At 75.2% G+C, this 20,181-nt stretch carries 19 protein-coding genes; 17 read left to right on the plus strand and 2 right to left on the minus strand.

Features of this window, described 5'->3' with window-relative positions; all coding sequences use genetic code 11:
- Positions 1-37: 37 nt before the first annotated feature.
- The 13 genes from ACI79E_RS19465 (at position 38) to ACI79E_RS19525 (ending at position 14,471) form a co-directional block, all read left to right on the plus strand.
- Positions 38-823 (plus strand): enoyl-CoA hydratase/isomerase family protein, encoded by a 786-nt coding sequence (locus tag ACI79E_RS19465; RefSeq protein ID WP_456934219.1) that lies wholly within the window; start codon positions 38-40, stop codon positions 821-823.
- A 122-nt stretch (positions 824-945) separates the two neighbouring features.
- Positions 946-2,112: an extracellular solute-binding protein gene (locus tag ACI79E_RS19470; protein ID WP_456934220.1), complete on the plus strand. Its 1,167-nt coding sequence runs from the start codon at positions 946-948 to the stop codon at positions 2,110-2,112.
- Positions 2,088-3,038 carry an ABC transporter permease gene (locus ACI79E_RS19475; protein ID WP_456934221.1) on the plus strand — a complete coding sequence of 317 codons (951 nt, stop codon included), beginning with the start codon at positions 2,088-2,090 and terminating at the stop codon, positions 3,036-3,038. Before ACI79E_RS19470 ends, ACI79E_RS19475 begins: the two co-directional genes overlap by 25 nt.
- Positions 3,035-3,913 carry an ABC transporter permease subunit gene (locus ACI79E_RS19480; protein ID WP_456934222.1) on the plus strand — a complete coding sequence of 293 codons (879 nt, stop codon included), beginning with the start codon at positions 3,035-3,037 and terminating at the stop codon, positions 3,911-3,913. Before ACI79E_RS19475 ends, ACI79E_RS19480 begins: the two co-directional genes overlap by 4 nt.
- Positions 3,910-5,040, plus strand: a complete 1,131-nt coding sequence (locus tag ACI79E_RS19485) for an ABC transporter ATP-binding protein (protein WP_456934223.1) — start codon at positions 3,910-3,912, stop codon at positions 5,038-5,040. The genes ACI79E_RS19480 and ACI79E_RS19485 overlap by 4 nt, the downstream gene beginning before the upstream one ends.
- 117 nt (positions 5,041-5,157) lie before the next feature.
- Positions 5,158-5,937 (plus strand): electron transfer flavoprotein subunit beta/FixA family protein, encoded by a 780-nt coding sequence (locus ACI79E_RS19490; RefSeq protein ID WP_456934224.1) that lies wholly within the window; start codon positions 5,158-5,160, stop codon positions 5,935-5,937.
- Positions 5,938-5,979: 42 nt separating this feature from the next.
- On the plus strand, positions 5,980-6,942 hold the full coding sequence (locus ACI79E_RS19495) for an electron transfer flavoprotein subunit alpha/FixB family protein (RefSeq protein ID WP_456934225.1): 963 nt from the start codon (positions 5,980-5,982) through the stop codon (positions 6,940-6,942).
- 143 nt (positions 6,943-7,085) lie between these two features.
- A complete protein-coding gene (locus ACI79E_RS19500) occupies positions 7,086-8,480 on the plus strand; it encodes an MFS transporter (protein ID WP_456934226.1) in 1,395 nt (464 codons plus the stop codon).
- On the plus strand, positions 8,477-9,667 hold the full coding sequence (locus ACI79E_RS19505) for a cysteine desulfurase family protein (protein WP_456934227.1): 1,191 nt from the start codon (positions 8,477-8,479) through the stop codon (positions 9,665-9,667). The genes ACI79E_RS19500 and ACI79E_RS19505 overlap by 4 nt, the downstream gene beginning before the upstream one ends.
- Positions 9,667-10,755: a tRNA 2-thiouridine(34) synthase MnmA gene (mnmA, locus tag ACI79E_RS19510; protein ID WP_456934228.1), complete on the plus strand. Its 1,089-nt coding sequence runs from the start codon at positions 9,667-9,669 to the stop codon at positions 10,753-10,755. The genes ACI79E_RS19505 and mnmA overlap by 1 nt, the downstream gene beginning before the upstream one ends.
- Before the next feature lie 67 nt (positions 10,756-10,822).
- On the plus strand, positions 10,823-11,860 hold the full coding sequence (locus ACI79E_RS19515) for a methionine synthase (RefSeq protein WP_456934229.1): 1,038 nt from the start codon (positions 10,823-10,825) through the stop codon (positions 11,858-11,860).
- Positions 11,861-11,917: 57 nt separating this feature from the next.
- Positions 11,918-14,107, plus strand: a complete 2,190-nt coding sequence (gene ligA, locus ACI79E_RS19520) for an NAD-dependent DNA ligase LigA (protein WP_456934230.1) — start codon at positions 11,918-11,920, stop codon at positions 14,105-14,107.
- On the plus strand, positions 14,100-14,471 hold the full coding sequence (locus tag ACI79E_RS19525) for a DUF4440 domain-containing protein (RefSeq protein ID WP_456934231.1): 372 nt from the start codon (positions 14,100-14,102) through the stop codon (positions 14,469-14,471). The genes ligA and ACI79E_RS19525 overlap by 8 nt, the downstream gene beginning before the upstream one ends.
- Positions 14,472-14,477: 6 nt before the next feature.
- Here ACI79E_RS19525 and ACI79E_RS19530 read toward each other — a convergent pair whose 3' ends face one another.
- A complete protein-coding gene (locus ACI79E_RS19530) occupies positions 14,478-15,161 on the minus strand; it encodes an ACT domain-containing protein (RefSeq protein ID WP_456934232.1) in 684 nt (227 codons plus the stop codon).
- A 214-nt stretch (positions 15,162-15,375) separates the two neighbouring features.
- On the opposite strand from ACI79E_RS19530, the gene gatC reads away from it, so the two are divergent.
- Genes gatC through gatB form a run of 4 tightly spaced genes read left to right on the plus strand, consistent with a single transcriptional unit; the run spans position 15,376 to position 18,903 of the window.
- Positions 15,376-15,693, plus strand: coding sequence for an Asp-tRNA(Asn)/Glu-tRNA(Gln) amidotransferase subunit GatC (gene gatC, locus ACI79E_RS19535; RefSeq protein ID WP_456934233.1), 318 nt, complete (start codon positions 15,376-15,378; stop codon positions 15,691-15,693).
- Positions 15,690-17,237: an Asp-tRNA(Asn)/Glu-tRNA(Gln) amidotransferase subunit GatA gene (gatA, locus tag ACI79E_RS19540; RefSeq protein ID WP_456934234.1), complete on the plus strand. Its 1,548-nt coding sequence runs from the start codon at positions 15,690-15,692 to the stop codon at positions 17,235-17,237. Before gatC ends, gatA begins: the two co-directional genes overlap by 4 nt.
- Positions 17,234-17,413: a hypothetical protein gene (locus ACI79E_RS19545; protein WP_456934235.1), complete on the plus strand. Its 180-nt coding sequence runs from the start codon at positions 17,234-17,236 to the stop codon at positions 17,411-17,413. The genes gatA and ACI79E_RS19545 overlap by 4 nt, the downstream gene beginning before the upstream one ends.
- A complete protein-coding gene (gene gatB / locus ACI79E_RS19550) occupies positions 17,410-18,903 on the plus strand; it encodes an Asp-tRNA(Asn)/Glu-tRNA(Gln) amidotransferase subunit GatB (RefSeq protein ID WP_456934236.1) in 1,494 nt (497 codons plus the stop codon). The genes ACI79E_RS19545 and gatB overlap by 4 nt, the downstream gene beginning before the upstream one ends.
- 37 nt (positions 18,904-18,940) lie before the next feature.
- Here gatB and ACI79E_RS19555 read toward each other — a convergent pair whose 3' ends face one another.
- Positions 18,941-20,104, minus strand: a complete 1,164-nt coding sequence (locus ACI79E_RS19555) for a PQQ-dependent sugar dehydrogenase (protein WP_456934237.1) — start codon at positions 20,102-20,104, stop codon at positions 18,941-18,943.
- Positions 20,105-20,181: the final 77 nt, after the last annotated feature.

Consider the following 20,181-nt stretch of genomic DNA (forward strand, 5'->3'; position numbering starts at 1 on the left):
GCGGCGACGACGTCGTCCACCCCGTTGGAGGTCCGCCATGGCAGCGCCGGAGTTCGTGACCCTGCAGGTGGCGGACGGGGTGGGCACGATCCGCCTCGACCGTCCCAAGATGAACGCGATCGACGAGCAGTTGCACCGGGAGGTGCGCGCGGCCGCGCTCGAGGCCGGCGAACGCGAGGACGTCCGGGCGGTGGTGATCTACGGCGGCGAGCGGGTCTTCGCCGCCGGCGCCGACATCAAGGCCATGTCCCAGCTGGACGGCGGCAGCATGGTCGCGTGGGGCCGGGAGCTCACCAACTCCTTCACCGCGGTGCAGCAGGTGCCCAAGCCCGTCATCGCCGCGATCACCGGCTACGCCCTCGGCGGCGGCTACGAGCTCGCCCTGTGCGCCGACTTCCGGGTCATGGGTGCGGGGGCCAAGGTCGGCCAGCCGGAGATCCTGCTCGGCGTCATCCCCGGCGCGGGCGGCACCCAGCGGCTGGCCCGCCTGGTCGGCCCCGCCAAGGCCAAGGACCTCGTGTTCACCGGCCGGCACGTCGGGGCGGAGGAGGCCCTGGAGATCGGACTGGCCGACGCCGTCGTCCCCGACGACGAGGTCTACGCCACCGCGGTGGCGATGGCCCGCAAGTTCGCCGCGGGGCCGCCGCTGGCCCTGGCCGCCGCCAAGCGCGCCATCGACGAGGGCCTGGACCGCACCCTCCCCGAGGGGCTGGTGCTCGAGAGCGAGCTGTTCGCCGGGCTGTTCGACACCGAGGACCAGAAGGCCGGCATGCGCTCCTTCCTCGAGAACGGCCCGGGCAAGGCCACCTTCACCGGCCGCTGAGCTGGGCGTACCCCCGGCCGTTCACCGGATGGACACCCGCCGTCGGCGTCGGTGACCCGTCCCGGGCGGCCGCTCTCTGTCACGATCCCGCCAGCCCACGGACCCACCCCTGGAGGACTGAAGTGCAGCGCAGCGCCCCGAGCAGACGATCTCCCGCGCGAACGGCGGCCACCCTGGCCACCGCCGCCCTGGTCCTGGCCGCGTGCGGGGGTGGGGACGAGGGATCCGGCGGCGGCGGGGGCGCGGGCAGCGAGGCGGCCGGCGCCACCTCACTGCAGGACTTCGGGGACCTCGACGCCCTGGTCGAGGCGGCGCAGGCCGAGGGCACGCTCAACGTCATCGCGCTCCCGCCGGACTGGGCCAACTACGGCGAGATGATCGACACCTTCAGCCAGAAGTACGACATCGAGGTCGTCAGCGCCCTGCCCGACGGCTCCAGCCAGGACGAGCTCAACGCGGTGACCAGCCAGCGCGGTCAGGACCGCGCCCCCGACGTGCTCGACCTCGGCACCGCCTTCGCCCGCCAGGCCCAGGCGCAGGACCTCCTCGCCCCGTACCAGGTGCAGACCTGGGACGAGATCCCCGAGGACCAGAAGGACCCCGAGGGCCACTGGTACAACGACTACGGCGGCTACATCTCCATCGGCTGCAACGCCACGGTGGTCGCGCAGTGCCCGGCGACCTTCGCCGAGCTGCTGGACCCCCGCTACGCCGGCCAGGTGGCGCTCAACGGCAACCCGACGCAGGCGGCGGCGGCCTTCGCCGGTGTCTGGGCCGCCTCGCTGGCCAACGGCGGCGACCTCGACGACATCGGCCCGGGCATCGACTTCTTCCGCCAGGTGAAGGACGCCGGCAACTGGAACCCGGTCGAGATCACCCCGGCCACGATCCTCAGCGGCGAGACCCCGATCTCCATCGACTGGGACTACAACAACGCCGCCCTGACCGACGACCTCACCGCGCAGGGCGCCCAGTGGCAGGTCGCCGTCCCGACCGACGGGCTCTTCGGCGGCTACTACAGCCAGGCGATCAGCCGGTTCGCCCCGCACCCGGCCGCCGCGCGCCTGTGGCAGGAGTTCCTCTACAGCGACGAGGGGCAGAACATCTGGCTCAACGGCGGCGCCCGCCCGGTGCGCCTGCCCGCCATGGAGGAGGCTGGCACGGCCGACGCCGACGCGCTGGCGGCCCTGCCGCCGGTCGAGGGCACCGCGGACTTCCCGACCCAGGAGCAGGAGACCGCCGCACAGCAGGCGGTCGCCGAGCGGTGGAACGCGGAGATCTCCGGCTGAGCGCCGCAGCGGACACCGCGGTCCGGGACGGCGGCTCGCTCGCCGCCGCCCCGGACCGGCCGCGCCGGGGCGGCCGCGGCCGGGTGCTGGTCTGGCTCGGCGCCGTCCCGTTCTTCCTCTACGTCGCGGTCTTCCTCGTGCTGCCGGTGGTCGTCCTCGGCGTGGAGGCGTTCCGGGTCACCGACCCGGTGACCTTCGAGGACACCTGGTCAGCGGCCAACCTCGCGACGATCACCGACGGCGCCTACCGCCGCGCCTACGTCGGCAGCCTGCAGCTGTCGGCGATCACCGCGGTGCTGGGTGCCGCCCTCGGGCTGACGCTGGCGATCGCGGTGCTGCGGGCCCGCCGCGGCCGGCTGCTGCGCCGGCTGGTGCTCACCGCCTCGGGCGTGCTGGCCAACTTCGGTGGCATCCCGCTGGCCTTCGCCTTCATCGCGACCATCGGCAACGCCGGGGTGGTGACCGCGCTGCTCACCGACACCCTCGGGCTGTCGGGTTTCTCGCTGTACTCGATGGCCGGGCTGGCGCTGGTCTACCTGTACTTCCTGGTGCCGCTGATGGTCCTGACCATCACCCCGGCACTGGAGGCGCTGCGCCCGCAGTGGCGGGAGGCCGCGGACAACCTCGGGGCCAGCGGGTGGCAGTACTGGCGGTACGTCGGCGGGCCGGTGCTCGCCCCGCCGGTCATCGGGGCGACCATGCTGCTGTTCGCCTCGGCCTTCGCCGCCTACGCCACCGCCCGGGCGCTGGTGGGCAGCAGCATCCCGCTGGTCACCCTCCAGATCGCCGACGCGCTGTCGAGCAACGTCGTCGTCGGCTCGGAGAACCTCGGCAAGGCGCTGGCGCTGGGCATGGTCGTGCTCATCGGCCTGGTCATGGCGTTCTACGCCTGGGTGCAGCGGCGCACGCAGCGGTGGCTGTCGTGACGACGGCGGGCATCGCCGGGGCCGGCAGCGTCGCGCCCGAGGCGCCGGTCCGGCCGGGCCGGCGCGGGGGCGGTGCGTGGCGCTGGGTGGTGCTCACGCTGGCCGGCCTCTACTTCCTCGTGCCGATCGGCGCCTCGCTGTGGTTCACGGTCCGCGACCGGGGCGCGGGCGGGCTGACGGCGGAGAACTACACGCGCATCCCGGGCGCCGAGGGGTTCGCCGAGACCTTCGGCCGGTCGCTGACCATCGCGGTGCTGACCGTGCTGCTGGCGCTGCTGCTCATGGTGCCGACCGTCGTCCTGGTCGAGCTGCGCCTGCCCCGGCTGCGGACGACGGTGGAGCTGCTGACCCTGCTGCCGCTGGTGCTGCCGCCGATCGCGCTGGTCGTCGGAGTGCGCAGCGTGCTGGCCTGGGCGCCGGACCACTTCTTCGGCACCCCGCTGGCCGAGGCGTTCTTCGCCCTCCAGCGCCCGTCGCTGCCGTGGATCCTCGTCCTCGTCTACGTCGTCCTGGCGCTGCCGTTCGTCTACCGGGCGCTGGACGCCGGCCTGCGCGGCACCGACCTGCGCACGCTCACCGAGGCCGCCCGCAACCTCGGCGCCTCGTGGCCGCGGGTGCTGGTGTCGGTCGTGCTGCCGGTGCTGCGCACGTCGGTGCTCAACGCCTCGTTCCTGACCCTCGCCCTGGTGCTGGGGGAGTTCACCATCGCCCAGATCCTGGGCTTCCGGACCTTCCCGACGTGGATCCTGGAGATCTCCGGGTCCCAGCCGCAGCTGTCGGTGGCCGTCTCGGTGCTCTCCCTCGTGCTGACCTGGGTGCTGTTGCTGCTGATCTCCGCGCTGGACCGCCGGCGGACGGGGAAGGAGTCCGCATGACCACGACCCCGGTCCCGGCGCGTGCCGCCGCGGCCCCGGCCGACCTGCGCGAGCGCCCCGGCGTCGCCGTCCGGCTCGACGGCATCACCCGCCGGTACGGCTCGGTGCTGGCCCTCGACGGCCTGGACCTCGACGTCCGCGGCGGGGAGTTCCTCGCCCTGCTGGGCCCCTCCGGCTGCGGCAAGACGACGGCGCTGCGCGCCATCGCCGGGTTCGAGCGGCCCGACACCGGACGGGTGCTGCTCGACGGCCGCGACATCACCGGCGTCCCGGCCAGCAGGCGGGACATGGGGATGGTGTTCCAGGCCTACAGCCTGTTCCCCAACCTGACCGTGGCCGACAACGTCGGCTTCGGCCTGCGGGTGCGCCGGCGGGGCCGGACCGAGCAGCGGCGGCGGGCCGCCGAGCTGCTCGAGCTCGTCGGCCTGGCCGACCGGGGGAGCCACTACCCCCACCAGCTCTCCGGCGGTCAGCAGCAGCGGGTCGCCCTGGCCCGCGCGCTCGCCGTCGCCCCGCAGGTGCTGCTGCTGGACGAGCCGCTGTCGGCCCTGGACGCGCAGGTGCGGGTGCAGCTGCGGGAGGAGATCCGCCGCATCCAGCTCGAGCTGGGCATCACCACGGTCTTCGTGACCCACGACCAGGCCGAGGCGCTGTCGGTGGCCGACCGGGTCGGCGTCCTGCGCCAGGGCCGGCTGGAGCAGGTGGCCTCGCCCGACGAGCTCTACGAGCGGCCCGCGACGGCGTTCGTCGCCGAGTTCGTCGGCACGATGAACCGGCTGCCCGCCGAGCCGGTCGACGGGGGAGTGCGGCTGCTCGGCGTCCGGCGGCCGGTGACCGGGGCGCTGCCCGCGGTCCCGCTGGTCGCGCTGGTGCGCCCGGAGTCCCTGGTCGTCCACGCCGACCCGGCCGGCGCCGGCCGGGTCGTGACCCGCACCTTCTCCGGCGCCACGACACGGTTGGCCGTCGCCCTGGCCGAGGGCATCGAGGTGGTCGTCGACGTGGCCAGCGCCGACAGCGCGGACCTCGTCCCCGGCACGGCGGTCACGGTGACGCCGGCCGAGCGTCCGGTGCTGGTGGTCCCGGCCGAGCCGTCCCCGGACGCCCAGGGCAGCGCCCGGACGTCGTGACGGGGGTCACCGGAGCCCGGGCGGGCGTCTCCGTTACCCGGCGGTAACCTCCACTATCGGAGCGAGGCGGGCGCCGGCCCGCGACCCCCTGACCCCAGCGCGGAGGTAGGTCTGACGATGAACATCGTCGTTCTGGTCAAGCAGGTCCCCGATTCCGGGAGCGAGCGGACGCTGGACCCGGGGGACAACACCGTCGCCCGGGGCAGTGCGGACAACGTGCTCAACGAGATCGACGAGTACGCCCTGGAGGAGGCCCTCCAGCTCAAGGAGGCCCAGGGCGGGGAGGTCACGATCCTCACCGTGGGGCCGGACTCGGCGGCCGACGCGATCCGCAAGGGCCTGTCGATGGGCGCCGACCGCGCGGTGCACGTGACCGACGAGGCGATCCACGGCTCGGATGCGGTGCAGACCTCCGCGGTGCTGGCCGCGGCGCTGTCGCAGCTGGAGTACGACCTGGTGCTGTGCGGGGCGGAGGCCACCGACAGCCAGATGTCGGTGATGCCGGCGCTGCTGGCCGAGCGGCTGGGCCTGCCGCAGCTGTCCGGTGCCCGCAAGCTCACCGTCGACGGCGGCGTGGCCAAGGTGGAGCGGCAGACCGACGGCGGCTACTGGGCGCTGGAGGCACCGCTGCCGGCCATCGTGTCCACCTGGGACACCATCAACGAGCCGCGCTACCCCTCCTTCAAGGGGATCATGGCGGCGAAGAAGAAGCCGGTGCAGAAGCTGACGCTGGCCGACCTGGGCGTCGACCCCGGCACGGTGGGCCTGGGCTCGGCGACCAGCCAGGTGCTGGACTTCGCCGGCCGCCCGCCCAAGGGCGAGGGCGTGAAGGTTACCGACGAGGGCGACGGCGGCCAGAAGCTGGTCGACTACCTCGCCGCCCAGAAGATCGTCTGACCCGGCCCAGACCGACACCCGCACGAGGAGACGAGAGCAGTCATGGCAGAGGTCCTGGTCCTGGTCGAGCTGAACCCGGCCGGCGGCGGTGTCCGCAAGACCACCCTGGAGGCGCTGACCGCGGCCCGCGCGCTGGGCGAGCCCGCGGCGGTCGTCGCCGGCGCGCCGGGCTCGGCGGCGGAGGCGCGCGCGCAGCTGGCCGAGTACGGCGCGGCGAAGGTCTACGTCGCCGAGTCCGAGGAGATCGAGTCCTACCTGGTCGCGCCCAAGGCCGAGGTGCTGGCGGCGCTGGTGGCCGAGAAGTCCCCGGCGGCGGTGGTCATCCCCTCCTCTCCGGAGGGCAAGGAGGTCGCCGCGCGGCTGGCGGTCAAGACCGGCAGCGGCTTCCTCACCGACGTCACCGAGATCGCCGCCGATGGCACCGCCACCCAGACGGCGTTCGCCGGGGCGACGATCGTGCACTCGCGCGTCACCGCCGGCACCCCGATCTACACCGTGCGCGGCAACTCGGTCACCCCCACCCCCGCCCCCGGTGCGGCCGAGGAGGAGCCGGTGACCGTGGCGATCTCCGACGCGGCCAAGGCCACCCGCGTGGTGGACCGGGTGGTGGAGCAGAAGTCCAGCCGCCCGGAGCTGACCGAGGCCGCGATCGTCGTCTCCGGCGGCCGCGGGGTCGCCTCGGCGGAGAACTTCGCCATCATCGAGGGCCTGGCCGACTCCCTGGGCGCCGCCGTCGGCGCCTCCCGGGCCGCGGTGGACTCCGGCTTCTACCCGCACACCTTCCAGGTGGGGCAGACCGGCAAGACCGTCTCCCCGCAGCTGTACATCGCCGTGGGCATCTCCGGGGCGATCCAGCACCGGGCCGGCATGCAGACCAGCAAGACCATCGTCGCGGTCAACAAGGACCCCGAGGCCCCGATCTTCGAACTCGCCGACTTCGGCATCGTGGGCGACCTGAACACCGTCGTCCCCGCCGCCACCGAACTGATCACCGCCCGCAAGTAGTCAGGAGGGCTCCGTCCCTCCCCACGCTCAGGGTGGGGAGGACGGGGTCGTGGGGCGCCGAGCGCCGGTCCCGTCCGACGGGGCCGGCGTTCGCCGTGTCGGGGAAGTCGTCGCCGGGGGCGACCGTTGGCGGGGAGGTGGACGTGGAGGCACCCGGAGCGGGGCTGTTCGACCGTCGGCACCGGCTGCCGACGTCCGGTCTGCTCCTGCTGGTCACCCTCGTCGCGTTCGAGGCGATGGCCGTCGGGACGGCGATGCCGACGGTGGTCGCCGAGCTCGACGGGCTGGCCTGGTACGGCTGGCCGTTCAGCGCCTACCTGGTGGCCTCGGTCGTCGGGATGGTCGTCGGCGGGGACCTGGGCGACCGGCGGGGCCCGCGGGCGGCGCTGGGGGCCGGTGTCGCGGTGTTCGGTGCCGGGCTGCTGGCCGCGGGGCTGGCCGGGTCCATGGCGCTGCTGGTGGCCGCCCGGGCCGTGCAGGGGCTCGGGGGCGGGCTGATCGCGGTCTCGCTGTACGTCGTCGCCGGGCAGGCCTACGAGGCGTCGCTGCGACCCCGCCTGTTCGGCGCGATCTCCGCCGCCTGGGTGCTCCCGGCCCTGGTGGGGCCGGTGCTGGCCGGGCTGGTCACCACGCACGCCAGCTGGCGCTGGGTGTTCCTCGGCCTGCTGCCCCTGGTCACGGTCAGCGTGCTGCTGGTGCTGCCGGCGCTGCGCGGCCTCGCCGCGCCGACGGCGTCCGGGGCTCCCCGCGGGGGCGCCCGCACGGCGTGGGCGGCCCTCGCCGGGGTCGGGACCGGCGCCCTCCAGGTGGCCGGCCAGCGCCTGGACCTCGCCGCGGTCGCCCTGGCCGGTGCGGGCCTGGTCGCGCTCACCCTCGGGCTGCGGCGGCTGCTCCCCGCCGGCGTCGTCCGCGCGCGGGCCGGGCTCCCGGCCGTCGTGGGCGCCCGCGGGCTGCTGGCCGGGGCGTTCTTCGGGATGGACGTGCTGCTGCCCCTGGCCCTGACCCAGCTGCACGGCTTCAGCCCCACCGCCGCCGGCCTCCCGCTGACCGCCGGCGCAGTCGGGTGGGCGACCGCGTCGCAGCTGCAGGGGCGCCACCCCGCGGTGTCCCGGGCCCGGCTGCTGCGGGTCGGCTTCGTGCTGCTGGCCGTCGGCGTGGGCGCCAGCGCGCTGGTCGCCGTCCCGGGGGTCGGTGGGTGGCCGGCCTACGCGACGTGGGCGGTGGCCGGGCTCGGGATGGGGCTGGGCATGCCCAGCGTCGGGGTGCTGCTGCTCGCGCAGTCACCCGAGCACCGCCGGGGCGCGGACTCCGCGGCGTTCCAGATCGCGGACGTCACCGGGTCGGCGCTGTGCGTCGGGCTGGTCGGGGTGCTCGTGGCCGCGGCCACCGCGGCGCTGCTGCCGCTGCCCGCCGCGGTCGCGGTAGCCGCGGCGGTCCTCACCGGCCTGGCCCTCGTCGGTGCCGCCGTGGCGCCCCGGGCGGCCGCCCCGGCCGAGGAGGGCACCGCCGCGCCCACGACTACATTGGCGGCGTCATGACCTACCTGGACCACGCGGCGACCACGCCGATGCTGCCCGAGGTCCTGGCTGCGATGACCGAGCAGCTGGGCCGGGTGGGCAACGCCTCCTCGCTGCACGCCAGTGGCCGCGCCGCCCGCCGCTCCGCCGAGCAGGCCCGCGAGCGGCTGGCCGAGGCGCTCGGCGCCCGCCCCTCGGAGGTCCTCTTCACCGGCGGCGGCACCGAGAGCGACAACCTCGCCGTCAAGGGCCTGTTCTGGGCCCGCCGCGACGCCGACTCCCGCCGTCGGCGCATCGTGGTCAGCCCCGCCGAGCACCACGCCGTCCTCGACAGCGTCGAGTGGCTGGCCAAGCACGACGGCGCCGACATCACCTGGCTGCCGGTGGAGCCCACCGGCCGCATCACCCCCGACGCGCTGCGCGCGGCGCTCGGCGACGGGGACGACGTCGCGCTGGCCAGCGTCATGTGGGCCAACAACGAGATCGGGACGGTCAGCGACCTCACCGCCCTCGCCGAGGTCGCGCACGCCGTGGGGGTGCCGCTGCACACCGACGCGGTGCAGGCCGTGGGCCAGGTGCCGGTGGACTTCGCCGCCAGCGGCGTCGACGCGCTGACCATGACCGGGCACAAGCTGGGTGGCCCGATGGGCGCCGGCGTGCTCCTGCTGCGCCGCGACGCGGAGTGCACGCCCCTGCTGCACGGCGGCGGCCAGGAGCGCGACGTGCGCTCGGGCACGCTCGACGTGGCCGCGATCGTCGGCCTGCAGGTGGCCACGACGACGGCCGTGGCGACCCGCGGGCAGCGGACCGCCCGGCTGGCCGCCCTCCGCGACCGGTTGGTCGCCGGGGTCATGGCGCAGGTGCCCGACGTCCAGCTCAACGGCCCCCCGCTCGACGACGTCGTCGCCGGCGGGCCCGGCCGCCTCCCGGGCAACGCGCACCTGTCCTTCCCCGGGGCCGAGGGCGACGCGCTGCTCATGCTGCTGGACGCCCGCGGTGTGGAGTGCTCCACCGGCTCGGCCTGCAGCGCCGGCGTGGCCCGGCCCAGCCACGTGCTGCTCGCCGTCGGAGCCGACGCAGACCGGGCCCGCAGCTCGCTGCGGTTCTCGTTCGGTCACACCTCGGTCGACGCCGACGTGGACGCGGTGCTCGAGGTCGTCGGGCCCGTGGTGGAGCGCGCCCGGCGGGCCGGGATGGGACGGCGGTAGTGCGCCTGCTCGCCGCCATGAGCGGCGGCGTGGACTCGGCGGTCGCCGCGGCCCTGGCCGTCGACGCCGGCCACGACGTCACCGGGGTGCACCTGGCCCTCTCGCCGGACCGCCAGACGCTGCGCAGCGGCGCCCGGGGCTGCTGCAGCGTCGAGGACGCCCACGACGCCCGTCGCGTCGCCGACGAGCTCGGCATCCCCTTCTACGTCTGGGACCTCGCGGAGCGGTTCACCGAGGACGTCGTCGACGACTTCGTGGCCGAGTACGCGGCCGGCCGCACGCCGAACCCGTGCCTGCGCTGCAACGAGAAGATCAAGTTCGCCGCGGTCCTGGACCGGGCGCGGGCCCTGGGTTTCGACGCCGTGGTCACCGGCCACCACGCCCGGCTGGCCGGCGGCCGGCTGCGGCGCTCGGTCGACGCGGCCAAGGACCAGTCCTACGTGCTCGCCGTCCTGACCGGGGAGCAGCTGGCCGGGGCGCGCTTCCCGCTGGGGTCGATGACCAAGCAGCGGGTCCGGGAGATCGCCGCGGAGCGCGGCTTCGCCGTCGCCACCAAGGCCGACTCCCACGACATCTGCTTCATCCCCGACGGGGACACCCGCGGGTTCCTGGCCCGGCGGCTGGGGGACCGGCCCGGGCCGGTGGTCGACGCGGCCACGGGTGCGACGGTGGGGGAGCACGGCGGCACCTACGGCTTCACCGTCGGGCAGCGCCGCGGCCTGGGCGTCGACGTCGGGGACTCCCGCCCGCGCTACGTGCTCGGCATCGAGCCGGTGTCCCGCACGGTCACCATCGGCACCGCGGACCTCGCCGGCGTCACCGAGGTCCGCACCGCCGTGCCGACCTGGGCCGGTCCGGCGCCGCGGCTGCCGTTCGACGCCGAGGTGCAGCTGCGCGCGCACGGCGGTCCCGTGCCGTGTGCGGTGACCGCCGCCGAGGACGGTGGGCTGGTGCTGCGGCTGGGGGCCGAGCAGCGCGGGATCGCGCCGGGCCAGTCCGCGGTGCTGTACGCGCCCGACGCCGAGCGGGGCGACCTCGTGCTGGGCCAGGGGACCGTCGTCTCCGCCGGCCGGCCCGTCCCCGCCTGAGGTCGGCTCGTCCCGGACGCGGGGACGCCCTGCGGGCGGCCCACCTCGCGCGACTAGCGTCGGTGGCGTGGCCGCGCCGATCGATCCCGCCTCGCCGATCGACCCCGTTCCCGACACCGGGCCCGCGCCGCTGTCCTGGGGGCCGGCGACCGGGGTCGGGTCACTGCCCGGCACCGACCCCGCCGAGGCACTGCGCACGGTGACCGGTGAGCTCCCCGACTTCCCGCACCTGCCCGAGCTGCCCGGCCGGGGCGCCGGCGCGGACCTGCTCGGTCGCGGCGCCGCCCTCCTGGTGGAGATCGCCGTGGAGCTGACCCCGGCCGGCTGGCGGCTGGTCCCGCGACCGGGGATCGACCAGCGCCGGGCGCAGGAGTTCCTGGCCCGCGACCTCGACGCCCTGTACGACGTGGCCGAGGCCTACGAGGGGCCGTTCAAGCTCCAGGTGGCCGGGCCGTGGACGCTGGCCGCCGGCCTGGAGCGCACCCGCGGCGACCGCGCCGTCGTCGACCCCGGCGCCCGCCGCGACCTCGGGCAGTCGCTGGCCGAGGGGGTGGCGCAGCACGTCGCCGCGGTCACCGCCCGGGTGCCCGGCGCGCGGGTCGTGGTGCAGCTCGACGAGCCCTCGGTGCCCGCCGTCCTGCAGGGCGCGCTGCCCACCGTCAGCGGCTTCGGCAGGCTGCCGGCGGTCGAGGCCTCCGTCGTGGAGCAGGAGCTCGCCGCCGTCATCGGCGCACTCGACGTGCCCGTGGTCGTGCACTGCTGCGCCCACCGCGCCCCGCTGGAGCTGTTCCGGGCCGCCGGCGCCGACGGCATCTCCTTCGACCTCGGCCTGGTCCAGGACCTCGACGCCATCGGCACCGCGGTGGAGGCCGGCACCCACCTGCTGCCCGGCGTCGTCCCCGGCACCGACGCGACGCTGCCCGCCCCGAAGGCGACCGCCTCCCGGCTGCAGGCGTGGTGGCGTGAACTGGGCTTCCCGGTGGAGGAGCTGTCCACCGCCGTCACGCTGACCCCGGCCTGCGGGCTGGCCGGGGCGACCCCGGGCCACGCGCGGTCGGTGATGACCCACGTGCGCGAGGCGGCCCGGTACCTCCAGCCGGAGTGACGCACACGGCCGGGTGAGCGTCGGTTCGGCGTCGTACCGGGCGGATACCGTTCGGTCGTGACAGCCGAAGCCGAGCCGCTGGACGAGCCGCTGGTCGACGCGCCCGAGGTGGCCGCGGCCCCCGACCGGGAGGACCTCACCGAGGTCCCCGACGAGGCGCGCACCCGCCACCGCGACCTGTCCGAGGAGCTCGACCGGTACGCGTTCGCCTACTACGTGCAGGACGCACCGCTGGTCAGCGACGCCCGGTACGACGAGCTGATGGGCGAGCTCAAGGCGATCGAGGCCGAGCACCCGGCGCTGGTCACGCCCGACTCCCCGAGCCAGAAGGTCAACGGCGGGTTCGCCGCGACCTTCGCCCCGGTCCAGCACCTCGAGCGGATGCAGAGCCTGGACAACGCGTTCAGCAGCGACGAGCTCTCGGCGTGGGAGGCGCGGGTCCAGCGCGAGGCCGGCACCGGGGCGCGCTACCTGTGCGAGCTGAAGATCGACGGCCTGGCCGTGGCCCTGCTGTACGAGGGGGGCCGGCTGGTGCGCGCGGCCACCCGCGGCGACGGCGTGACCGGTGAGGACGTCACCGCCAACGTCCGCACGATGCGCGACGTCCCGCAGCAGCTCAGCGGCGAGGACCTGCCGGCGCGGCTGGAGGTGCGCGGCGAGATCTACTTCCCGGTCGAGGCCTTCGCCGACCTCAACGCCTCGATGGTCGAGCAGGGCAAGGCGCCGTTCGCCAACCCCCGCAACGCCGCGGCCGGGTCGCTGCGGCAGAAGGACCCGCGGATCACCGCCTCGCGGCCGCTGCGCATGATCGTGCACGGGCTGGGCGCCCACGACGGCTGGCAGCCCGAGCGGCAGTCGGAGGCCTACACCCGGCTGCGCGAACTCGGCCTGCCCACCAGCGAGCGCCACCAGGTGGTCGACGACCTCGAGGGCGTGTGGGCCTACATCGAGCGCTACCGGGAGCAGCGGCACTCGGTCGAGCACGAGATCGACGGCGTCGTCGTCAAGGTCGACCAGATCGCGCTCCAGCGCCGCCTGGGCTCGACCTCGCGCGCCCCACGCTGGGCGATCGCGTTCAAGTACCCGCCGGAGGAGGCCACGACCAAGCTCCTCGACATCCGGGTCAACGTCGGGCGCACCGGCCGGGTGACGCCGTTCGCCTACATGGAGCCGGTCAAGGTCGCCGGCTCGACGGTGCAGCTGGCCACGCTGCACAACGCGAGCGAGGTGCAGCGCAAGGGCGTGCTCATCGGCGACACGGTGGTCATCCGCAAGGCGGGTGACGTGATCCCCGAGGTGCTCGGCCCGGTGGTGGCCGCCCGGACCGGCGACGAACGCGCCTTCGTCATGCCGACCCACTGCCCCGAGTGCGGCACGGAGCTGCGCCCGGAGAAGGAGGGCGACGCCGACATCCGCTGCCCGAACGCGCGGTCCTGCCCGGCCCAGCTGCGGGAGCGGGTGTTCCACGTCGCCGGGCGCGGGGCGTTCGACATCGAGAACCTGGGCTACGAGGCCGCGGTCGCGCTGCTCCAGAGCGGCCTGCTGCAGGACGAGGGCGACCTGTTCTCCCTCGAGGCGGAGAAGCTGGAGCGGACGGCGTTCTTCACCAGGAAGGACGGCGCGCTGTCGGCCAACGGCCAGAAGCTGCTGGCCAACCTGGCCACCCGCAGGGAGGTCCCGCTGTGGCGGGTGCTGGTCGCGCTGTCGATCCGGCACGTCGGCCCGACCGCGGCGCAGGCGCTGGCCCGTGACTTCCGCTCCCTCGACCGGATCGCGGAGGCCTCCGAGGAGGAGCTCGCGGCCGCCGACGGCGTGGGCCCGACCATCGCCCGCTCCGTCCGTGACTGGTTCGCCGTCGACTGGCACCGCGAGGTCGTCGAGAAGTGGCGGGCGGCCGGCGTCCGGATGGCCGACGAGGGCGAGGACGCCGGCCCCGGCCCCCTGACCGGGGTCACCGTCGTCGTCACGGGGTCGCTGCGCGACCTCAGCCGCGACCAGGCGACCGCGGCGATCCAGGAACGCGGCGGGAAGGTGACCGGGTCGGTCAGCAAGAAGACCGGCTTCGTCGTCGTCGGCGCCGACCCGGGCAGCAAGTACGACAAGGCGGTGCAGGTCAAGGCGCCGATCCTGGACGACGACGGCTTCCGTGTGCTACTGGAGGAAGGGCCCGAGGCGGCCCGCGCCGTCGCCACGATCGGCGACGGCAGCGAGCCGGCGAACCCGACAGAGGAGGGAGCCGATGGCTGAGCAGCCCGACGACGACCTCGCCGCGCTGGAGGAGCGGGGCTGGCAGGCGCTGTCGACGTCCGCGGAGGCGGCGCTGGCCTTCTACGACCGCGTGCTCGACGACGACGTGGAGATGCTCCTGCCGGGCGGCATGCGGCTGGACGACCGCGCCACCGTCCTGGCGGCGATGGGCGGCCCACCGTGGAGTTCCCACGCGCTCGAGGACGTCGTGGTGCGACGGTTGTCCGCCGACTCGGGGCTGGTCACCTACGGGGTGGTCGCCCAGCGGGAGGGCGTCGCGCCGTACTCGGCGCTGATCAGCAGCGCGTACGTCCGGCGGGACGACGGCTGGCGGCTGGTGTTCCACCAGCAGACGCCGCGCTGAGCGGCGTCACACCGGCGGCAGGTGGACGACGCTGGCCGCGATCCCGGTGAGGTGCACCAGGCGGAGCAGCTCCGAGCGCCGGTAGGCCGGCCCGCCCGAGCGGCCCAGCACGACGGCCGTCTGCGGGCTGCCGAAGGGGGTGGCCATCATCTCGATGGCCATCTCCCGCCAGCGCTCGGGCAGCCAGTCGTCCTCGCTCGGGAGCAGTCGCGGGGTGGACATCGGCAGCCACGGCAGCGTCATGCCGTCGAAGCCGGGGGCGGCGTCGGAGGCGGCCAGCACCTCGCACGGCTGTCCGTCGTCCCCGCCGTGCAGCACCGCCGCCCAGCCGCTGTGGAAGACCCGGGGCAGCTCGGCGGCGAGCAGCTTGACCGCGAGGGTGGGCGGGCCCGGCGCCGCGGCACGGGCCAGGGACTCCAGCAGCTCCAGCTCGCGGTGGGTGTCCAACGGGCCGGCGAACGGCCGCAGCGACTCCACCTGCACGCCGTCCACCGCGTGGGCCGCGGTGATCAGGCTGTCGGGGAGGCGGTCGGGAGGCAGGTCGACCACGATGTCGTCGACCGCGACCCCGCCGCCGCGCTCCAGCACGTCGACGGAGACGATGTCGATCCCGGCGGTGCCGAGGGCGGTGGCCACGGCACCGAGGATGCCGGGACGGTCGGGGACGACCAGCCGCAGGAGATAGGACACGGGTCCCTCCGGTTCGAGGTACGGGCCGATCTCCGTCGATCGCGGGACGCCCAGCTTCCCCCATCGACCCGTCGGCGGTCGAGGGACCCCCGGGCGAGTCGCCGCCGACGTCGCCGCCGGACGGCGCCGGAGAGGCCCCACGTACAGTGGCGGGGTTGGTTCCCTGGCCGCGAGCGGCCTCGGAAGGCACCGCCGAAGTGGAGTCCCCACCGCAGTGAGCACCCCCTCCCCGCAGGCGTCCCTCGGGCGGCAGGACGTCGCGCACCTGGCGCGCCTGGCCCGCCTGGCCCTCAGCGACGACGAGCTCGACCACTTCGCCGGGCAGCTGTCCGCGGTGCTCGACGCCGTGGCGCAGGTCGGCAAGGCCGACGTCGCCGACGTCCCGCCGATGACCCACGCGGTGCCGCTGACCAACGTCACCCGCCCCGACGTCGTGACCCCGAGCCTGCCGCGGGACGTCGTCCTCGCGCAGGCCCCGGCCGCGGAGGACGACCGCTTCCGCGTGCCGCAGATCCTCGGGGAGGAGGAGTGAGCACCCCGGTGGACAGCGACCTCACCACCCTCGACGCCGCGGAGCTCGGCCGCCGGCTCACCGCCGGCGAGCTCAGCTCGGTGGAGTTGACCCGCGCCTACCTCGACCGGATCGCGGCCGCGGACGGCGTGCTGGGGGCCTACCTGCACGTCGACCCCGACGCCGCGCTGGCCCGCGCCGGGGAGGTCGACGCCGCCCGCGCCGCCGGCGAGGAGCTCGGCCCGCTGGCCGGCCTGCCGGTCGCGCTCAAGGACGTCTTCGTCACCGAGGGCGTGCCCACCACCAGCGGCTCGAAGATCCTCGAGGGCTGGCGGCCCCCGTACGACGCGACCGTCGCCGCGCGGCTCAAGGACGCCGGCACGGTGCTGCTCGGCAAGACCAACATGGACGAGTTCGCGATGGGCTCCTCCACGGAGAACTCCGCCTACCGGCCCACCCGCAACCCCTGGGACCCCGACCGCATCCCCGGCGGCTCCTCGGGCGGGTCCTCCGCCGCGGTCGCCGGTGGCCTCGCCCCGTGGGCCCTGGGCACCGACACCGGCGGCTCCATCCGGCAGCCGGCCGCGGTCACCGGCCTGGTCGGGCACAAGCCCACCTACGGGTCGGTGTCGCGCTACGGGCTCATCGCCTTCTCCTCCAGCCTGGACCAGGCCGGCCCGATGGCGCGCACCGTGCTCGACGCCGCGGTGCTGCACGAGGCGATCGGCGGCCACGACCCGCGGGACTCCACGAGCATCGACGCGCCGGTGCCGGTGCTGGTGAAGGCCGCCACCGAGGGTGCGCGCGGCGAGCTGGCCGGCCTGCGGGTCGGCGTCGTCCGTGAGCTCGGCGGCGACGGGCACACCGACGGCTACGAGGCCGGCGTGCTCGCCCGGGTCCAGGAGACCGTGGCGCTGCTGGAGGGCATGGGCGCCGAGGTCCGCGAGGTCTCCTGCCCGTCGTTCGACCTCGCGCTGCCGGCGTACTACCTCATCGCCCCGAGCGAGGCGTCGTCGAACCTGGCCCGCTTCGAGGGCATGCGCTTCGGCCTGCGCGTCGGCGACGACGGCAGCCACTCCCTCGACGAGGTCATGTCGCTGACCCGCGAGCAGGGCTTCGGCGCGGAGGTCAAGCGCCGCATCATCCTGGGCACCTACGCGCTGTCGGCCGGCTACTACGACGCCTACTACGGGCAGGCGCAGAAGGTCCGCACGCTCATCACCCGCGACTTCACCGCCGCCTACGACGACGTCGACGTCCTGGTCAGCCCGACGAGCCCGACCGTGGCGTGGCCGATCGGGGCCCGCGTCGACGACCCGCTGGCCATGTACGCCGCCGACCTGTGCACGCTGCCGGCCAGCCTCGCGGGGCTCCCGGCGATCTCGGTGCCGTGCGGGCTGTCCGACGGGCTGCCCGTCGGCTTCCAGGTGATGGCGCCGGCCCTGGCCGACGACCGCTGCTACCGGGTCGCCGCCGCCGTCGAGGCCGCCCTGGACGCCGCCCGCGGGCACCGGCTGCTCGACGAGCTGGCGCAGCGGACGGCGACCGCGGGGGCCGAGGCGTGACCGGTCCCCTCAAGGCCGCCTGGGCCCTCACCGCGTTCGTCGTCCTCGTGGGCCTGGTCGGCTGGATCGCGACCGGCGAGGCGTTCTTCGCCGTCTTCATCGTCCTGGGCCTGCTGACCGCGGTCGGTGCGTGGATGACCGGTCGCACCGGCCCGAAGGAGAACAACCCCTCATGACCGAGACCCTGGTGGACTACGACGAGGTCCTCACCCGCTACGAGCCGGTCATCGGCCTGGAGACCCACGTCGAGCTGGGCACCGCGTCGAAGATGTTCTGCGGCTGCGCCACGACCTTCGGCGCCGAGCCCAACACCCAGACCTGCCCGGTGTGCCTCGGCCTGCCCGGCTCGCTGCCCGTGGCCAACGCCGCTGCCATCGAGGCGACCATCCGCATCGGGCTGGCGCTGGGCTGCCGGATCGCCGGCTGGTGCCGCTTCGCCCGGAAGAACTACTTCTACCCGGACATCCCCAAGGGCTTCCAGACCAGCCAGTACGACGAGCCGCTGTGCACCGCCGGTCACCTCGACGTCGAGGTCGACGGCGAGACCTACCGGGTGGAGATCGAGCGGGTGCACCTCGAGGAGGACACCGGCAAGAACCTCCACGTGGGTGGCGCGACCGGGCGGATCCACGGCGCCGACTACTCGCTGGTCGACTTCAACCGCGCCGGCATCCCGCTGGTCGAGATCGTCACCCGGCCGATCCCCGGCGCCGGCGCCAAGGCCCCGGAGGTCGCCCGGGCGTACGTCACCGAGCTGCGCGACATCATCCAGACCCTCGGTGCCTCCGACGTCCGCATGGAGCAGGGCAGCCTGCGCTGCGACGTGAACACCTCGCTGGCGCCGATCGGCAGCCTCGAGTGGGGCACCCGCACCGAGACCAAGAACGTCAACTCGCTGCGGTCGGTGGAGCGCTCGGTGCGCTACGAGATGCGCCGGCAGGCTGCGGTCCTGGACGCCGGCGAGCGGGTGCTGCAGGAGACCCGGCACTTCCACGAGGACACCGGCACCACCTCGGCCGGGCGGAGCAAGGAGGAGGCGACCGACTACCGGTACTTCCCCGAGCCCGACCTGGTCCCGGTCGCCCCGGACGCCGAGTGGGTGGAGAAGCTCACCGCCGAGCTGCCCGAGCTCCCCGCCGCCCGCCGCGCGCGGCTGCAGGAGGAGTGGGGCCTGTCGGCCACGGAGATGGGCTGGCTGACCGGTGCCGGCGCGCTCGGCCTGGTCGACGCGACCGTCGCCGCCGGTGCCACCCCCGCCGACGCGCGCAAGTGGTGGCTCGGTGAGCTGGCCCGCCGGGCCAACGACGCCGGCGTCGAGCTGTCGGAGCTGGCCATCACCCCCCGCCAGGTCGCCGAGCTGACCGGGCTGGTCTCCGCCGGCACCATCAACGACCAGCTGGCCCGGCAGGCGCTGGACGGCGTCCTGGCCGGGGAGGGCGATCCCGCGCAGGTGGTCGAGGCCCGCGGGCTGGCCGTGATGGGGGAGTCCGACGAGCTGGTCGCCGCGGTCGAGGCCGCGATCGCCGGTGCACCGGACGTCGTCGCCAAGGTGCAGGGCGGCAAGGTGCAGGCCCTCGGCGCGCTGGTCGGCGCGGTCATGAAGGCCACCCGCGGCAAGGCCGACGCCGCGACCGTCAAGCGGATGCTCGAGGAGCGCGTGCTCTGACCCCGCGGTCCGGGAGGACTGCGGGGTCACCCCACGGTCACAACGGCGAGTCGCCGGAGCCGCCGGGTGGGAGCACCCGCAGCACGCGATCGTCCTCCTCGACGGGGGTGCCGAGGCCGTCGCGGTTGGACGTGGTGATCCACAGCGCGCCGTCGGCGTCGAGGACGACGGTCCGCAGCCGGCCGTAGCGCTCGGCGAGGAAGTCGGTGGGCTCCTCGACGGCCGCGCCGCCGGCGTCGAGCTCGACCGCGTGCACCCGCCGGCCGTCGAGGGCGCCGAGGAAGACGGTGCGGCCGGACACCGCGCAGCCGCCCAGCCCGGCCTCGGGGGCGGGGACCTCCAGCACCGGGGGCCGGCTGCCCGGGCCCGGCTGAGGCCAGCCGGCGTCGCTGCCCTCGGCGACCCGGTCCAGGGCGTCGGGGCCCTCGACCGCGTCGTCGGTCGCGAACAGGGCCTCCGCCCCGCCGGCGCACAGGGCGGTGACGTTGCCGTGGCCGCTGCTGTACACCGGCCCGGCGCCGACCGGCTGGCCGAAGACGTCGACGTGCAGCACCTTGCCGCCCAGTGACGCCGGGTCCTGGGCCAGGGCGGCGTTGCCGGTGTCCCCGGTGCCGACGAACAGGGTGCCGTCGGCGCCGAACAGCAGCCCGCCGCCGTTGCGGGTCTCGCCGCGGGGCAGGCCGGTGAGCACCGGGTTCGGCGTCCCGCCGAGGGGGAAGCGGACCACCCGGTTGTCGGTCGCCGTGGAGACGTAGGCGTAGAGCAGACCGTCCTCGGCGAAGGTCGGCGACAGCGCCAGCCCGAGCAGGCCGCCGTCGCCTGCCGCGTCGACCCCGGCGACGGTCATGAGCTCGCGGGCGGGGGAGCGGTCGGGGAAGACCTGGAACAGCCGGCCGCTGTCGCGTTCGCCGACGACCGCCGAGCCGTCGGGCAGCACCACCAGGCCGGTCGGCACGGTCAGGCCCGAGGCGACGACGTTCGGGTCGCCGCCCTCCTCGCCGGAGCCGGGGTCGGCCGGGTCGCCGGGGCCCGGCGGCACCGTGGACTCCGTGGGCGGGCCGACCTGCGGCGGCGGGTCCTCCGGCAGCGGGCGGAAGGGCCCCGCGGGCTCGTAGCCGTCACTGCCGCACCCGGCCAGGACGGCGGTCAGCAGCAGGGCACCGGCCAGCCCCGGCCCCCGTCTCCCGCGCCACCGGCTCACCCCCAGAACAGTACGTGCGCCGGGCCGCGCCCCGGCCTGTCGACTCCGTCCCCGGGCCCCGCGAGGGGTGGGGAGGA

It is taken from the genome of Geodermatophilus sp. SYSU D00079, assembly GCF_054050635.1.

Bases quoted from the DNA above. Each gene is read 5' to 3' on its own strand.
- ACI79E_RS19465 (WP_456934219.1), top strand. From the start codon at position 38: ATGGCAGCGCCGGAGTTCGTGACCCTGCAGGTGGCGGACGGGGTGGGC.
- ACI79E_RS19485 (WP_456934223.1), top strand. From the start codon at position 3,910: ATGACCACGACCCCGGTCCCGGCGCGTGCCGCCGCGGCCCCGGCCGAC.
- ACI79E_RS19490 (WP_456934224.1), top strand. From the start codon at position 5,158: ATGAACATCGTCGTTCTGGTCAAGCAGGTCCCCGATTCCGGGAGCGAG.
- ACI79E_RS19495 (WP_456934225.1), top strand. From the start codon at position 5,980: ATGGCAGAGGTCCTGGTCCTGGTCGAGCTGAACCCGGCCGGCGGCGGT.
- ACI79E_RS19505 (WP_456934227.1), top strand. From the start codon at position 8,477: ATGACCTACCTGGACCACGCGGCGACCACGCCGATGCTGCCCGAGGTC.
- ACI79E_RS19525 (WP_456934231.1), top strand. From the start codon at position 14,100: ATGGCTGAGCAGCCCGACGACGACCTCGCCGCGCTGGAGGAGCGGGGC.
- gatB (WP_456934236.1), top strand. From the start codon at position 17,410: ATGACCGAGACCCTGGTGGACTACGACGAGGTCCTCACCCGCTACGAG.